17 protein-coding genes are annotated in these 14,871 nt (G+C 62.4%); 10 read left to right on the top strand and 7 right to left on the bottom strand.

Translation table 11 applies throughout. From position 1 onward, the window contains the following. Positions 1 to 8: 8 nt before the first annotated feature. The 4 genes from M0654_RS10830 to M0654_RS10820 all read right to left on the bottom strand — a co-directional run bounded on the left by M0654_RS10830 (position 9) and on the right by M0654_RS10820 (position 4,777). Positions 9 to 2,117 (bottom strand): S9 family peptidase, encoded by a 2,109-nt coding sequence (locus M0654_RS10830; protein WP_248683106.1) that lies wholly within the window; start codon positions 2,115 to 2,117, stop codon positions 9 to 11. Between the two features lie 80 nt (positions 2,118 to 2,197). Beyond that, positions 2,198 to 2,323 carry a hypothetical protein gene (locus tag M0654_RS22770; protein WP_256371647.1) on the bottom strand — a complete coding sequence of 42 codons (126 nt, stop codon included), beginning with the start codon at positions 2,321 to 2,323 and terminating at the stop codon, positions 2,198 to 2,200. 309 nt (positions 2,324 to 2,632) lie between these two features. Then, positions 2,633 to 3,799, bottom strand: a complete 1,167-nt coding sequence (locus M0654_RS10825) for an AI-2E family transporter (RefSeq protein ID WP_118851458.1) — start codon at positions 3,797 to 3,799, stop codon at positions 2,633 to 2,635. A 114-nt stretch (positions 3,800 to 3,913) separates the two neighbouring features. Beyond that, positions 3,914 to 4,777 (bottom strand): VOC family protein, encoded by an 864-nt coding sequence (locus M0654_RS10820; protein ID WP_248683105.1) that lies wholly within the window; start codon positions 4,775 to 4,777, stop codon positions 3,914 to 3,916. A 301-nt stretch (positions 4,778 to 5,078) separates the two neighbouring features. Between M0654_RS10820 and trhA the strand changes: the two genes are divergently transcribed. The 5 genes from trhA to M0654_RS10795 all read left to right on the top strand — a co-directional run bounded on the left by trhA (position 5,079) and on the right by M0654_RS10795 (position 7,849). Beyond that, positions 5,079 to 5,744 (top strand): PAQR family membrane homeostasis protein TrhA, encoded by a 666-nt coding sequence (gene trhA / locus M0654_RS10815; protein ID WP_248683104.1) that lies wholly within the window; start codon positions 5,079 to 5,081, stop codon positions 5,742 to 5,744. Positions 5,745 to 5,813: 69 nt separating this feature from the next. Next, the gene (locus tag M0654_RS10810; protein WP_248683103.1) at positions 5,814 to 6,317 is read left to right on the top strand and encodes a GNAT family N-acetyltransferase; all 504 of its coding nucleotides are present in this window, start codon (positions 5,814 to 5,816) and stop codon (positions 6,315 to 6,317) included. A 50-nt stretch (positions 6,318 to 6,367) separates the two neighbouring features. Then, positions 6,368 to 6,628, top strand: coding sequence for a type II toxin-antitoxin system ParD family antitoxin (locus tag M0654_RS10805; RefSeq protein WP_248683102.1), 261 nt, complete (start codon positions 6,368 to 6,370; stop codon positions 6,626 to 6,628). Next, positions 6,625 to 6,936: a type II toxin-antitoxin system RelE/ParE family toxin gene (locus tag M0654_RS10800; RefSeq protein WP_248683101.1), complete on the top strand. Its 312-nt coding sequence runs from the start codon at positions 6,625 to 6,627 to the stop codon at positions 6,934 to 6,936. Before M0654_RS10805 ends, M0654_RS10800 begins: the two co-directional genes overlap by 4 nt. A gap of 43 nt (positions 6,937 to 6,979) precedes the next feature. Next, on the top strand, positions 6,980 to 7,849 hold the full coding sequence (locus M0654_RS10795) for an aldose 1-epimerase family protein (RefSeq protein ID WP_248683100.1): 870 nt from the start codon (positions 6,980 to 6,982) through the stop codon (positions 7,847 to 7,849). Here M0654_RS10795 and M0654_RS10790 read toward each other — a convergent pair. Then, positions 7,827 to 8,747 carry a LysR family transcriptional regulator ArgP gene (locus tag M0654_RS10790; RefSeq protein WP_248683099.1) on the bottom strand — a complete coding sequence of 307 codons (921 nt, stop codon included), beginning with the start codon at positions 8,745 to 8,747 and terminating at the stop codon, positions 7,827 to 7,829. The two genes, M0654_RS10795 and M0654_RS10790, sit on opposite strands and share 23 nt — an antisense overlap. 90 nt (positions 8,748 to 8,837) lie before the next feature. Here M0654_RS10790 and M0654_RS10785 point away from each other — a divergent pair, with 90 nt between their 5' ends. Further along, positions 8,838 to 9,446, top strand: coding sequence for a LysE/ArgO family amino acid transporter (locus M0654_RS10785; RefSeq protein WP_248683098.1), 609 nt, complete (start codon positions 8,838 to 8,840; stop codon positions 9,444 to 9,446). A 7-nt stretch (positions 9,447 to 9,453) separates the two neighbouring features. Here M0654_RS10785 and M0654_RS10780 read toward each other — a convergent pair whose 3' ends face one another. Beyond that, positions 9,454 to 10,125: a TetR/AcrR family transcriptional regulator gene (locus tag M0654_RS10780; RefSeq protein WP_248683097.1), complete on the bottom strand. Its 672-nt coding sequence runs from the start codon at positions 10,123 to 10,125 to the stop codon at positions 9,454 to 9,456. Positions 10,126 to 10,260: 135 nt separating this feature from the next. Here M0654_RS10780 and M0654_RS10775 point away from each other — a divergent pair, with 135 nt between their 5' ends. Further along, entirely contained in the window at positions 10,261 to 11,001 is a 741-nt protein-coding gene (locus M0654_RS10775) for an SDR family NAD(P)-dependent oxidoreductase (RefSeq protein WP_248683096.1), read from the top strand. Positions 11,002 to 11,070: 69 nt separating this feature from the next. Here the strand turns inward: M0654_RS10775 and msrB are convergent, their stop codons facing one another. Next, positions 11,071 to 11,481, bottom strand: coding sequence for a peptide-methionine (R)-S-oxide reductase MsrB (gene msrB, locus M0654_RS10770; protein WP_118848998.1), 411 nt, complete (start codon positions 11,479 to 11,481; stop codon positions 11,071 to 11,073). Positions 11,482 to 11,647: 166 nt separating this feature from the next. On the opposite strand from msrB, the gene M0654_RS10765 reads away from it, so the two are divergent. From M0654_RS10765 to M0654_RS10755, 3 genes are read left to right on the top strand one after another with little or no spacing between them, the layout of a single operon-like run. After that, complete coding sequence (locus M0654_RS10765; RefSeq protein WP_248683095.1) at positions 11,648 to 13,990, top strand: putative monovalent cation/H+ antiporter subunit A; 2,343 nt, start codon at positions 11,648 to 11,650, stop codon at positions 13,988 to 13,990. A gap of 16 nt (positions 13,991 to 14,006) precedes the next feature. Further along, the gene (locus M0654_RS10760) at positions 14,007 to 14,450 is read left to right on the top strand and encodes a Na+/H+ antiporter subunit B (RefSeq protein WP_248683094.1); all 444 of its coding nucleotides are present in this window, start codon (positions 14,007 to 14,009) and stop codon (positions 14,448 to 14,450) included. Further along, a complete protein-coding gene (locus tag M0654_RS10755) occupies positions 14,450 to 14,827 on the top strand; it encodes a Na+/H+ antiporter subunit C (protein WP_248683093.1) in 378 nt (125 codons plus the stop codon). Before M0654_RS10760 ends, M0654_RS10755 begins: the two co-directional genes overlap by 1 nt. The last annotated feature ends 44 nt before the right edge of the window (positions 14,828 to 14,871 follow it).

Here is a 14,871-nt window from a genome sequence, read left to right as displayed (position 1 = left end):
CGCGAGTTCTACATCTTTCCCGCCACCTTGGTGGCAAAGGCGTATTCGAAGGCGATCTCCTCAAGCCGTTGAAAACGCCCGGATTTTCCGCCGTGCCCGGCTGCCATGTTGGTCTTGAGCAGGATCGGTGCATCACCGGTCGTATATTCGCGCAGCTTGGCCACCCATTTGGTCGGCTCCCAATAGGTCACGCGCGGGTCGGTAAGGCCGGAAATCGCCAGGATCGGCGGGTAGGGCCTGGCGTTCACATTATCGTATGGGGAGTAGGCGGCGATCCACTGGTACTCCTCCAGGCTGTCGATCGGGTTGCCCCATTCAGGCCATTCCGGCGGGGTCAGCGGCAGCGTGTCGTCGAGCATCGTGTTCAGCACGTCGACGAACGGCACGGCGGCGATGATGCCGGCAAACTTTTCCGGCGCCATGTTGGCGACCGCACCCATCAGCATGCCGCCGGCCGAACCGCCTTCTGCAATGATGTTGTCGTAGGAGGTGAAGCCCTCCTTCACCAGATGGTCCGCTGCGGCAATGAAGTCGCGGAAGGTGTTCTGCTTGTGCTCCATCTTGCCGGTTTCGTACCAGGCAAAACCCTTGTCCTTGCCGCCGCGGATATGCGCGACGGCGTAAACAAAGCCACGATCGGCGAGTGAAAGATTGTTGGTGGAGAACGCGGCCGGGATGGTGATGCCATAGGCGCCGTAGCCGTAAAGCAGGCAGGGGGCGGAGCCGTCGAGCGGCGTGTCCTTGCGGTAAAGCAGCGAAACCGGCACCAGTTCGCCGTCATGCGCCGGCGCCATCACGCGCCGCGTCACATAGTCATCCGGGTTGTGGCCGGACGGGACCTCCTGCGTCTTCAGGAGCGTGCGCTCGCGCGTCACCATGTTGTAGTCGAAGAGCTGCGTCGGCGTCGTCATCGAGGAGTAGGAGAAGCGGATGACGTCCGTGTCATATTCCGCCGCACCGGATAGCCCGAGCGAGTAGGCTTCCTCGGCAAAGGCGATTGCGTGTTCTTCGCCGGTCTGGCGGTCGCGGATGATGATCTGCGGCAGGCCGTCCTTGCGCTGCAGCCAGATGAGGTGGCGTGCGAAGGCCATGTGGGAAATGATCAGGCGGCCAGGCTCATGCGGCACGACCTCGACCCAGTTTTCCTTGCCAGGCGCGGACACCGGCGCCTCGACGATCTTGAAGTCTTTGGCGTCGCCGTCATTGGTGAGGATGTAGAAGACATCGCCACCTTCCGTCATCGAATACTCGATGCCCTCGACGCGCTCGGCCACCAGCATCGGTTCTGCGGTGAGATCCTTGGTCGAAAGCAGGCGGTATTCGGATGTCTCGTGGTCGTGGATGTCGATATAGATGAAGTCGTCCAGCAGCGAGCCGCCGACGCCCATGAAGAAGCCCGGATCCTTCTCCTCATAAACCAGCCGGTCTTCGGACTGCGGCTGGCCGACGATATGGTGGAAGACCTTCGAGGGCCGGTGGTTCTCGTCCTGCAGCGTATAGAAGAAGCTCTTGCCGTCGGGCGCCCAGACGCCACCGCCGCCGGTATTTTCCAGCACGTCGTCCAGGTCCTGGCCGGTTGTCAGGTCGCGGATGCGCAGCGTGTAATATTCCGAACCCTTGTCGTCGTAGCCCCAGATGCCGCGCGAATGGTCTGTCGTGTGGTCGATGCCGGAAAGCCGGAAATAATCCTTGCCGGCCGCTTCCTTGTCGCCGTCGAGCAGCACCTGCTTGTCGCCGCCATCACGCGGGGTACGGAAGTAATGCGGCTGCTCGCCGCCGGTCACGAACAGCGAGCCATAGGCATAGGGCCCGTCCTTCATCGGCACCGAACTGTCGTCTTCCTTGATGCGGCCGCGCATCTCCGCAAACAGCACCTTCTGCAACTCGGCGGTGTCGCCCATGGCTGCTTCCATGTAGGCGTTTTCCGCCTCCAGATGGGCGCGGATCTGCGGGTCGAGGAGCGTCGGGTCCTTGAACATCGCCTGCCAGTTGTCGGCGCGGAACCAGGCGTAATCGTCGGTGCGGGTAATACCGTGGCGGGTGTCGGTGACGGGCTTCTTGGGCGCAACAGGGGCGGCGGGAAGATTGGCGAAAGGCGAACGGCGGGAGGTGGCCAAGGAAGCACTCCGGGAAGATGTGAAAGGAGTGCCACAGATAGGCAGCGCGTCGCCCGGAGGCAAGCGCGAGGTGGCGGCAGTTACTTCTTGCGCGGCTTCTGGTTAGGCAGCACGCCGTCTCGCCAGCTCTCGAAAAAGACGACAGCAACGGCCAGTGAGACACCGAATACGGGAAGCAGAAGAAGAATGATCTGGTCTGAAGTCATCGCGTGAGGCCTCTCAGGATCCATCCACCCCCTAGATGTAGGACGACGCCCAGGAAAAAGCAAACGAGCATAGGGAGCACAAACTTCGAGAAACCAGCTTCGACCGCAGATCCGTCATACACGAGTCTTGCTACAGGCGTGAATACTCCCACAAGCAGGACACCGATGCCGATGTTGTTCAGGAACGTCGCTCGAAGCTTGATTTGTTCTTTCTGCGCATCTGAAAGCGTTCCGTCAGCCATTGATCCACCACCCACGCGATGCTGGATCCTATCTATGGTTGTGGCATGCGGTCAACAACGACAATCCTTATCCCGGGAGGTTCGGCACCGTCTTGCGGTCGGGGAAGAGCTCCGACAGCACCGTCATGGCAATCAGCGACATCGGGAGCGCCAGCATGGCGCCGACCGCGCCCCACATCCAGGTCCAGAACAGGATGGCGAGGAACACCATGAACGGGTTGATTTCCCACTGGCGCCCCATCACCGCCGGGAACACCAGGTTTTCCATCACCAGGTGGACGGTGAAGAATACGATGGCCGGCAGGAGGCCGATCAGCAAGGTGTCGTGGGTGAGGATGCCCGCGACCGTGACGGACAGCGTCATGACCGTAATGCCGAGGAACGGGATGAAGCTCGACAGGAAGGCGAACACGCCCCACATCACCGGCATGGCAAGGCCGCCGAAATAGGCGATCAGCGTCATGCTGATGCCGAGCGCGAAATAAAGCACCGATGCGGTGGCGAAGTAGTAGCCGAGCACCTTGTCGATGGCGTTCAGCACGCGGATGGCGATCAGCCGCTGGCGACGGGTGGGGAAGGCCATGATGAGCGTGCGGCGCAAGCGCAGCCGACCGTAAAGGAAGAGCAGCAGCGCGGCGAAGAAGATCATGCCCTGTATCACGGCGGGCGTCAGCTGTGCGGTGACGACGCCCAGGATATTGCCCGAATTCTCGATGAGCTTGTCCATCGAAAGCGGGCCGTTGGTCAGCGTCGCAGGCGAAATTTTCAGCCAGCGCTGGCTTTCCAGGAACGGCATGATGCGGGCAATCGTCTGCTCGACGAGGTTGGGTCCTTCGCTGATCAGCGTGGAGACCGGCTGGGCAAGCGAGTTCGCAATCAGGAAGACCGCTGCAAAGACGAGTGACGAGAGGATGAGCGCGATACCAGCGCGCGGCACGCCGTAGCTGCCGAGCTTGTCGGCGGCGAGGCCGAGGATCAGGCCGACGACGATCGCAAGCGTAATCGGGATGAGGATCATCGACATGTAATGCACGAGCGCAAACAGCATCATGCCGAAGATGCCGATGATCGCCCAGGCCATCGCCACGTCGAGCGCTTCGCGGCCGAGGATATAGGGTTCGTCGAGGTCTAGATCGTCACCCGGAAGTGCCGGTTCCTTGCGGGCTCCGGCAGCCACGTCAGCTAACTGTTTCTTTGGCGACTTGAAGCCACCTCTTGCACTGACTATGGCCATGATGATCCCCAATCTGCCGCCTATGGCACAAGAACGCAAAAGCAGCCCTCCGGTTCCGGAGCGCTGCTTCAGCAGAAGCATCAGAGACTAAGGAAAACCGGCCTTTTGCCGCTGTCAAGCGGCGAGTGTTAACCCGATACCCCAAGGGTCGAGCAACTTGTGTCCTTCGGCCGTTTTGGTGGTGGCAATTCCCTGCCGGTCGAGTGCCAGGAGTGCCTTCTCCAGCGTTGCCTTGTCGTTGAACTGGATCGCGTAGTCGGAAAGCCCGGTCATCTTGCCTTCGCGGCTGCGGGCGCCGCGGCTGTTCCAGATGTTGGCGGCGATGTGGTGGTGGTAGCCGCCGGTCGCAAAGAAGCTCGCCCCGGGATACCGGGCCATCACCTTGAGGCCCAGGACGTCGCGATAGAAGGCGTCGGCTTGCGGAATGTCGCCGACCTGCAGATGGATATGGCCAACTGAGGTGCCGTCGGCCATGCCCGACCAGGTTTCCTTAGGGGCGCTGTCGTAGAGCTCCTGCAGGTTCAGCCGCTCGGTGGCCATGGCGACCGTACCGTCTTCGGCATAATCCCAATCCTGCGGCGTGCGGTCGCGATAGATCTCGATGCCATTGCCTTCCGGATCGGAAAGGTAGAGCGCTTCACTCACCAGATGGTCGGAGGCGCCATCGAGCCGGATGCCGCTTTCGGCGGCATTGCGCAGCCAGTGGGCCAGCGCCGTGCGGTCCGGCACCAGGAAGGCCGTGTGGAAGAGGCCGGCGGCATTGCGCGGCGCCGGCGTTGCGTCATTGGAGGTCGTCAGCGTCAGCAGCGGTACGCCACCAACACCCAGCACTTCGCCGTTTGCCGTGCGTTCAATCACCTGAAGGCCGATGATCTTCTGGTAGAAGTTCGACACGAGGGAAAGGTCGCGCACCACGAGATGGGCGTTGCGCACATAGGCGGGGCGGGTCAGGGCAAAGGGCTGCAGGGTCTCAGACATGGTCGTTCCTCGAAAGCGGCTGCTTGCCGCGCAGGACACTGATATGGCTGAAGTGGATTGTTCACGGAAGTATCGAGATCGGTGAAAGATCGTCAACAAGATGAAGACAATCACGCCGCCTGAACAAGTCGCTTGCCACCAGTTGCACGCATCGCCAAAGAAGCATCACGCTGCTTCGTTTCAACAGGCCGATGGAACGAACATGAGTGCAACCGAATTTGAAACCGCCTCCCATTGCATTGGCCCGGGAATGATTTCATGTTGATCTCATTCTGTACCGAAAGGAGACTGAAGGACTGGCATGAGCGACCTTTTTGATTTCGGCCGCAAATACGACTTCCACGAGATCGTAGCAGATGGTGTGGTGCATGGGATCGGCATCATTTTCGCCCTGGTGGGGGCGACCGCGCTGATCTTCTATGCCACCGTCTGGTCGAGCCACAGCGGCATGGTCGCCGCCTGGATCTATGGCCTTGGCCTCGTGCTCTGCCTGTCGATTTCCTTCACCTACAATATCTGGCCGCATTCGCGCACGAAGTGGATCCTGCGCCGTTTCGACCATTCGGCGATCTTCGTGCTGATTGCCGCGACCTACACGCCCTTTCTGGAGCGCGGCGCGGAGGATCCGTTGATCCTCGGTATGCTGATCGCGATCTGGGCGACCGCATTTCTCGGCATCACCATCAAGTGCCTTTTCCCGGGTCGTTTCGACAAGCTCGCCATCCTGCTTTACCTCGCCATGGGTTGGAGCGGCGTCATGGTCATCGGCCCCGTGTCGGAATATCTGCCAACCGTCACCAGCTGGCTCATCGTCATCGGCGGCCTCATCTATTCGCTCGGGGTCATCTTCCATGTCTGGGAAAGGCTGCGGTTCCAGAATGCCATCTGGCATGCATTCGTGGTGGCAGCGGCGGCCGTGCATTACAGCGCGGTGATGACCTGCTTCAGCCTGTCAGGCGGGATCTGAGCCGCAGCGCTGGACAAGAGCGACCCGGACGCCCATAGGAAGCCGACCATATTACGAGCTGGACGTCCCATGACCGATATCATCGTTCGCGATGCCACCGAGGCAGATCTGCGCGCCATCCTGGAAATCTACAATGACGCGGTCGCCAACACGACCGCGATCTGGAACGAGGTGCTGGTTGATCTTGCCAACCGGCAGGACTGGTTTGCGGCCCGCAAGGGCCGCGGTTTCCCCGTTCTCGTTGCCGAACTCGATGGCGTCGTTGCCGGCTACGCCTCCTATGGCGACTGGCGCAATTTCGATGGTTTCCGGCATACGGTCGAACATTCGATCTACGTGCACCGCGAGGCGCGCGGCGGCGGAATCGGCCGGCTGCTGATGCGCGAACTGATCGCGCGCGCCGCCTCGAACGGCATTCACGTGATGATCGCGGCGATCGAATCGGAAAACGCCGCCTCGATCCGCCTGCATGAGCGCATGGGCTTCCGCATCGCCGGCAAGTTTTCCGAGGTCGGCACCAAGTTCGGCCGCTGGCTGGACCTCACCTGCATGGAACTGCGCGTCGCCGGCTGAGCGTTGATCCGCAGGCGGGCGAGCGCTATCTTGGATGCATGGAGAAAACCATGGCAAGCAGCACGAACCTCGGTCAGCCTCTGGAAGATTACGTCAACGGCCTGGTGAAGGCCGGCCGCTTCGAAAGCCGGGATGATGTCCTGCGCGAAGGCCTTCGCCTGCTGCAGATCAAGGAGCGGCGCCAGGCGGAACTCGATGCGGCGCTCGATCGCGGGCTGGCCGATATCGAGGCGGGTCGGTTCAAGCCGCTCGAAGAGGTCGCTGAACGGTTGAAGGCAAAGTACACAGCCATGAAAGACTCTGGCGAGTGATTGTCGTCATCGCCGATGAGGCCGGGAACGATCTCGGCGACATTGGTGATTACATCAGCCAATCTGATCCCGGCCGAGCCGCAACCTTTATCGATGAAATTGTCGGCCGTTGTTTCGCGCTTTCAAGCATGCCTTACCGTTACGCGGTCCTGCCTCGCTACCAGCGCCAAGGCATCCGCCATTTTCCTCACGGCCGTTATGTCGTTTACTATCGTATTGATGCAGAGCGGATAGAGATCGTCCGCATATTGCACAGCGCTCGCGATCACTCCGCGATCCTGGCTTTTGATGACGAGGACGGTATCTAGCCTCTCGATTTCTTCTCCTGACGAATCTTCCGAGAGTTGCCGCATGACCAGCCTTACCCGCATCGCGAACCGCCACCTGACGATCGAGCTTTCCTCGCTCGGCGCCGAAATGCAGAGCGTCACCAGTGCCGATGGTCGCGCCTGGTTGTGGAATGGCGACGCCAGGTTCTGGACCGGCCACGCGCCGATCCTGTTCCCGATGGTCGGCAAGGCGCCCGACAACCGCGTCGAGATCGAGGGCAGGACCTACGAGATGGCGCAGCATGGCTTTGCGCGCCGCAGCGAATTTACGCTGGCCGCCTCGAGCGACACCACCTGCCGTTATGAGCTTTCGGCTACCGAGGCCACGCGCGCCGTCTATCCCTTCGAGTTCCTGCTGGCGGTTGAATATGGGCTCGATGACGCGCGGTTGACGGTTTCGGCAGAAGTCGAGAATCGCGACACACGACCGATGCCGTTCGGCTTCGGGTACCACCCGGCCTTCCTCTGGCCGCTGCCCGGCGGCGAAGGTGAGGCACATCTGGTGACGCTGGACAATGGCGCCGAACCACCGTTGACGCAGCTCGAAGACGGGCTGGTGAAGGATGAAACGAGCCCGTCGCCATTCCGGCAGGGCACGCTCGTGCTGGAGCACGAGCTTTTCCAAAACGACGCGTTGATCTTTGCCCAAGGCGCGGGCACGAGGCTCACCTATGCTGCCGAAAACGGCCCGCGTCTGCACTTCACCTTCGAAAACCTGCCGAACATCGCGCTTTGGCAGAAGGTCGGTGCGCCCTTCCTCTGCGTCGAGCCATGGCATGGCACCGCCGCCCGGCATGGTGGTTCGCGTGATCTGGCGAAGCGCCCTTATTCGGTCATCCTGCAGCCGGGTGAAAAGTCCCGCTTCGCCTTCACAGTTGAATTTTCGGGCTAGACTGAACCAGTTCGCGCCTCGCGGTTTCGGTGATCTGCCGGGTGAGGGGGCTGAGCCGGTCCGCCGTCAGCCGGTTGATCTGCCAGAACAGCGGAATGTCGAGCGGCGTCTTCGGGATCATTTCCACCAGCCGCCCGGCCTTGATGTGCTCGCGCACCAGCATGGCCGGGTTCATGCCCCAGCCCATGCCCATCAGGCTTGCGTCCACGAAGGCCTGCGTCGACGGCAGCCAGTGGCTCGGATGGCGCACCGCGCGCCCGAACTGCTGCTTGATCCACTCTGCCTGCAACTGGTCCTTCTGGTTGAAGGTGAGCGACGGCGCGCTCGCCAGCGCTTCCGGCGTCACCCCCTCCGGGAAAAAGCGCTGCACGAACTCAGGGCTCGCCGTTGCGTGGTAACGCAGCGCGCCGAGTGCCGTCACCCGGCAGCCCTGGACGGCTTTGCCGAGGCTCGTCACCGCGGCCGTGACGCGCCCCTGCCGCAGCCATTCGGCCGTATGGTCCTGGTCGTCCACCGCCACATGCAACATGAAGCCGGATGCCTTGGCATAGTCGGCAATCGCCGGCAGGAACCAGGTGCCGAGGCTGTCGGCATTGGCGGCGATGTGCAGCGCCACCGGCCCCTTGTCCTCGTTCTCGTCGGCGAGCGCGGGCAGATGCGTCAGAAGCTCCGCCTCCAGCATGCCGACATGCTCCATGTGCCGGCAAAGCCACTCACCCTTTTCGGTTGCACGGCATCGGTTGCCGCGCACCACCAGCACCACGCCCATTCGCTCCTCGAGCTGCTTGACGCGCTGGGAGATCGCCGATGGCGTAACGTTCAGCCGCGCCGCAGCCTTCTCGAAACTCCCGGTTTCGATCACGGCGGCAACGGCTCTGAGAGCAGGGTAGTCGAGCATTAGCCAAGCTTAATCGCCTGCAGCAGGTTTAACTATCCTAAAACGACGGAAGGACGTATCAGCGCCGTCATTGGTGATGGTGGCGGGGCTATGGATCTTTCGACCTATCTTGCAGGCTTGAGCATGGGGCTCAGCCTGATCGTGGCGATCGGCGCGCAGAACGCGTTCGTGCTGCGGCAGGGGTTGCGGCGCGAGCATGTATTTGCCGCTTGCCTCGCCTGCGCTCTCTCCGATGCCGTGCTCATCACGCTCGGCGTCAGCAGTTTCCGGCAGGTCACGGAGCTCCTGCCATGGCTCGATCCGGTGTTGCGTTATGGCGGCGCGGCCTTCCTGCTCTGGTATGGCATCCGCAGCCTGCTGTCCGCCTACAGATCCTCGGAAGCGCTCGTGCTGGGCGAAGGGGCAGGGGCGAGTTTCCGTACCACGCTCCTCACTTGCCTGGCCTTCACCTGGCTCAACCCGCATGTCTACCTCGATACGGTGGTGCTGCTCGGCACGGTGTCGACGCAGTTTGCCGGCAGTCGAACCTCGTTTGCGGCGGGCGCAGTGACCGGTTCCTTCCTGTTCTTCTTTTCGCTGGGATATGGCGCGCAATGGCTGCGGCCGCTGTTTGCCAGGCCCGCTGCCTGGCGGCTGCTTGAAACGCTGATCGGCCTGATGATGCTGGGGCTGGCCACCGGCCTTGTGGTGGAGCGCTAGGCCACCGTTATTCCGCTGCCGCCTGGGCCGCGGCAATCCGGCTGTCCCAGCCAAGCAGCGCGACATCCGCGACCGCTTCCAGGTCCGCCTGGCCGGCACCGTCGCGCGCCTGGATCGACATGCCGAACTGCACCGTCTGCACGAAACGCGCCAGCGCCTCGATATCCGTCGCGGCGGGGATTTCGCCATCCGCCACCGCTTTTTCGAGACGTGCGCGGATGCGGTCGAACGTCACAGTGCGGGCGGCGCGCACCAGTTCGCCAAGCTCGCGATGCCCCTCGCTGCCGACAGACGACAGCGTCACCATGCAGCCGGTCGGGATGTCGGCGGCGCCGCCAGTCAGGACTGCCGCAGAATCGGCAAGGAAAAAGGCAACCGCCTCGCGCGCCGTTCGTGCCGCAAAGAACCGCTGCCAGACCATTGCCTCGTAGCTTTGCTGGTAACAGCCGAGTGCTTCGGCATAAAGCGCCTCCTTGGAGCCGAAGGCGGCGTAAAGGCTGGGCGATCCAATGCCCATGGCCTCGGTCAGGTCCGCCATCGAGGTCGCCTCGAAACCCTTTTCCCAGAACAGGCGGGTTGCCCGCTGCAGCGCCGCGTTGCGGTCGAATGCGCGCGGGCGTCCGCGCGGCCGGGATGGCGCGGGATGATCGGCTTCAGGCTTGTCGTTCGATTTCCGCATCATTCATTACATAAGTCGCTCAACGACTTACGGCAACTGCGCGCTAGTTTTGTGATGATCGACACATAAATGCCTTGAACGGGCGCGCCGCCGTCCCCAGTTAATCTGTGTCGATCATTACAGAAAGGTTGTTCAATGACCGAATTGTTGGGAAAACGCGCGCTTGTCACCGGTGGATCGCGCGGCATAGGCGCAGCCATCGCCCTGGCGCTGGCAGAAAAGGGTGCCGACGTGGCGATCACCTATGAACGTGCAGCCGATCGGGCAGCCGAGGTGGTGCGTGCCATCGAAGGGCAGGGGCGCAAGGGCCTCGCCATACGGGCCGACAGCGCGGATCCGGCGGCGGTCAAACGCGCGGTCGATGAAGCTGCCGGCACACTGGGCGGGCTCGACATCCTCGTCAACAATGCCGCGATTGCGCTTTATGATACGATCGAGAAGTTCAGCGTCGGGGAAATCGATGCGCTGCTGAAGGTGAATATTCGCGGGCCGATCCTCGCCTCGCAGGCCGCCATTGCGCATCTGAAAGCCGGCGGACGGGTCGTCAACATAGGCTCGGCCGGCGCCGACCGCATCGTCGGCGACACCGGCACGGTCTACTACATGACCAAGTCGGCTCTGCAATCCTTCACCCGCGGCATGGCGCGCGAGCTCGGGCCGCGTGACATCACCGTCAACCTGGTGCAGCCGGGCTCGACGGACACCGACATGAACCCGGCGAACGGCGAGTTTTCCGATTTCCAGCGCGCCCTGAGCCCGCTTGGGCGGTATGGCGAGCCGAAGGATGTCGCCGCAGCCGTCGCGTTTCTGGCCACGCCCGCCGCACGGCATATCACCGGAACGGTGCTGACGGTGGATGGCGGCCAGTTGACGTAAAACCCGCCAAAAATGCGCATGAAAAAAGGGAGGGGCCGGTGGCTCCTCCCTTCGTGTGTCGTGGGCTGATTACTTCAGCGGCTCGAACGTCATCGCATGGCCGTTGATGCAGTAGCGCAGGCCAGTCGGCGGCGGGCCGTCCGGAAATACGTGGCCAAGATGGCCGCCGCAATTGGCGCAGCGCACCTCGGTGCGGATCATCCCGTGGGTGGTGTCGCGATGTTCGGTCACCGCATCGGGCTTGGCGGGCTCGAAATAGCTCGGCCAGCCGCAGCCGGAGTCAAACTTGGTGTCGGAAATGAAAAGTTCTTCGCCGCAGCCGGCGCAGCGGTAAAGGCCCTTTTCCTTGCTGTTCCAGAACGGGCCGGTAAAGGCGCGCTCGGTGCCGGCCTGGCGCAGGATGCGATATTGCTCCGGCGAAAGCTCCTCACGCCACTCGGCATCAGACTTCTGGACTTTGGGGGTGACGACGTCGGACATGGTCGATCCTTTCCTTTGCCTCCTAGATAGGTGTGCGAAAGCCTAAGGAAAAGGCGAGTTCCTGTGCGTTTTGACCGGTTTTGCTTGAGGCAAGTGATTCTTTCCCATAGAAAACCATTTCCTTCCGCCACCCAGGCGCCCAACGACAAAAAACATGGGAGAGGACATGGCCGCCAATGCGCCGGCAGTGACTTTCATTGCGCTTTTCCTGCCGTTTCTGGCTGCGCTGCTTGCGCCGGTTCTCGTCCGGACGCTAGGTGCGAAGGCCGCCTGGCTCCTGGCGCTCGCGCCCGCCATGGCCTTCCTGCAGTTTGCGCGTTTCCTGCCCGAAGTGGCGGCCGGTGAAGTCGTGACCGGCGGTTATGTCTGGGTACCGAGCTTCAATCTCTCCTTTTCCTGGTTCCTCGACGGCCTGTCGCTCACCTTCGCGCTGCTGATCACCGGCATCGGTGCGTTGATCGTTGTTTACGCCGGCGGGTACCTCAAGGGCCATCCGCTGCAGGGGCGCTTCCTCGGCTTCATCCTCGCCTTCATGGGCGCCATGCTGGGCCTGGTGATCTCCGACAGCTTCCTCATGCTGTTCGTGTTCTGGGAACTCACCTCGATCACCTCCTTCCTGCTGATCGGATTCGATCATGAGCGCGAGGCCGCGCGCCGTGCCGCACTGCAGGCGCTGGTGGTTACCGGCGCAGGCGGGTTGTCGCTGCTCGCTGGCCTGATTTTCCTCTGGAATGTCACTGGCGTCACCCAGCTTTCGCTGCTCGTCCATGTGAGCGATGGCCTGCGCCAGAGCCCGTTCTATTTCGCGACACTGCTTCTGGTGCTCGGCGGCGCCTTCACCAAGTCGGCGCAGTTCCCGTTCCATTTCTGGCTGCCGAACGCCATGGAAGCGCCGACGCCGGTCTCGGCCTATCTCCATTCGGCCACCATGGTGAAGGCAGGCGTTTATCTCCTCATGCGCCTCAATCCGGTGATGGGCGATACGCCGGCCTGGGAAATCCTGCTGCCCTTCTTTGGCGGCATCACGCTGATCAGCGGCACGATCCTTGGTTTGCGCCAGACGGACCTGAAGCTGATGCTCGCCTATACGACCATGGCCTCGCTCGGCCTGCTCGTCATGCTCACCGGCTTCGGCTCGACCTATGCGGTGGAGGCGGCGGTTCTGTATCTCGTGGCGCACAGCCTGTTCAAGGGCGCGCTCTTCATGGCGGTCGGCGCGATCGATCACGAGGCCGGCACGCGCGACGTGACGAAGCTCGGCGGACTTCGCTCCGCCATGCCGATCACCTTTGCCGCCGCATTGCTCGCCGCCCTTTCCATGGGTGGCGTGCCGCTGTTCTTCGGCTTCCTCGCCAAGGAAGAGATCTATGCCGCGCTTGCCGCCGGCAATCCGCGCGCCGTCTTCTTCACCGCCATCGCCGTCGTCGGCAATGCGCTGATGTTCGCGCTCGCTTTTGCCGTAGGCCTCAAGCCCTTCCTCGGTCGCCACGTCGAAACACCGCGCCATGCCCATGAAGGCCCCGTCTCGTTGTGGCTCGGCCCTGTCGTGCTGGCAGCGCTCGGCCTGCTTGCCGGCATCTTCTCGGGCGTCGCGCATTTCTACATCTCCTCGCCGATGGCAAGCGCCGTCGTTGACGAAAAGGTGGTGATTGACATCTCGACCGTGCCGCATATCGGCATGCCGCTGCTGCTGTCGCTCGTCACCATCCTGCTCGGCCTGGCGATCTTCTGGCGGATGGACAAGGCCCGCGCCTGGGTCGTGCAGTTCGTCGATGCGCTGGGCATCGGTCCCGACCGCGGCTTCGATTATTTCGTGCGCGGACTGGTGCGCATGTCGTCGGCGATTACCCGGTTCGTGCAGCCGGGCCGCTTGGAGCTTTATCTCACCGCCACCTTCATCCTGCTGGCGCTTGCCCTGCTGTTGCCGCTGATCCTCGCCGGCGAATGGCCGACGCTGCCGCCCTTGCCGGATCTGCTGCTGGTCCAGGAAGCGGCCTTCCTCATCATCGCGGCAATCGGCATCATCGCCGTGCTGCGCGCCAAGAACCGGCTGACGGCGATCGTTTCGCTCGGTGTCCAGGGTTTTGCGGTCGCGGTCATCTTCTTGCTTTTTGGCGCACCGGACCTTTCCTTCACCCAGTTCATGGTGGAAACGCTGTCCGTCGTCATCCTTGCGCTGGTCATGACACGGCTGCAGCTCTGGAGCCGCGACCACCGTCCGCTGCCGCAGAAACTGCTCGACTCGACGATCGCGATCGCCTGCGGCCTCGGCTTCACCCTGCTTCTCCTGAAGTCGCTGCAGACGCCGTTCGATACCGTGCTGTCCGACTTCTTCAACACCTATTCCAAGACCATCGCGCATGGCGCCAATGTCGTGAACGTCATCATTGTTGACTTCCGCGGCGTGGATACCTTGGGCGAGATTTCGGTGGTGATGATCACCGGACTTGCGGTGCTGGCGCTGATCCGCGTTCGCTCCAGGCGGGGCGCAAGGGAGGGCAAGCTATGAGAAGGGGAGGCCGCCCATGAACAGCCTGATCCTGCGCACCGTCGCACCGGTGCTCACCGCCCTGATGCTGCTCTTTTCGATCTTCGTGCTGCTGCGCGGGCATAACGAGCCGGGTGGCGGCTTCATCGGCGGGCTGATCGCCGCATCGGCCTTGGGTGTCTATGGCATCGCCTTCGGCGTCACCGCCGTGCGCCGCGCCATCCGCTTCCATCCGATGGCGATTGCCGGCGCCGGCCTGATGCTCGCTGCCTTGTCGGGCCTCATCTCGATCTTCTTCCGCGTGCCCTTCATGACCGGGCTCTGGGTTTATCCGCAGATCCTCGGCGTCGAAGTGCCGCTTGCCACCGTCATGCCCTTCGACATCGGCGTCTATCTCGTCGTCGTCGGCGCCATCGCCTCCATCGCGCTTGCGCTCGAACAGGAGCCGGGCCCGACGATTGGACCGGAGGAGAAACACTGATGGAAACGCTGTTCGCCATCCTGATCGGCATGTTCTTTGCCGGCGCGGTTTACCTGATGCTGTCGAAATACACGGTGCGCATCCTGCTTGGCGTCGCGCTGCTCGGCAATGCGGTGAACCTTCTGCTGTTCACCTCCGGCCGCCTGACGCGCGAAGTGCCGCCGATCATTCCGGCCGGCGAGGACGTGCTGACATCGAGCGCGGCAAACCCGCTGCCGCAGGCGCTGATCCTCACTGCCATCGTTATCTCCTTTTCCTTCTTTGCCTTCCTCCTGGTGCTCACCTATCGCGCCTTCCAGGAACTGGGGACGGACGATACCGACGAGATGCGGCTTGCCGAACCGCGCAACGAACCGCTTCCGCCGATGGGGTACTGACACATGACTGAGCTTTCCCTGCGTCGCGAAGGACGGACAAGCGG

This window comes from Neorhizobium turbinariae, assembly GCF_023223505.1.
In the GTDB taxonomy this organism is placed as follows: Bacteria; Pseudomonadota; Alphaproteobacteria; order Rhizobiales; family Rhizobiaceae; genus Neorhizobium; species Neorhizobium turbinariae.
The sequence above is the reverse complement of the archived record's forward strand: the minus strand, read 5'-3'. Positions and strand labels throughout refer to the sequence as shown.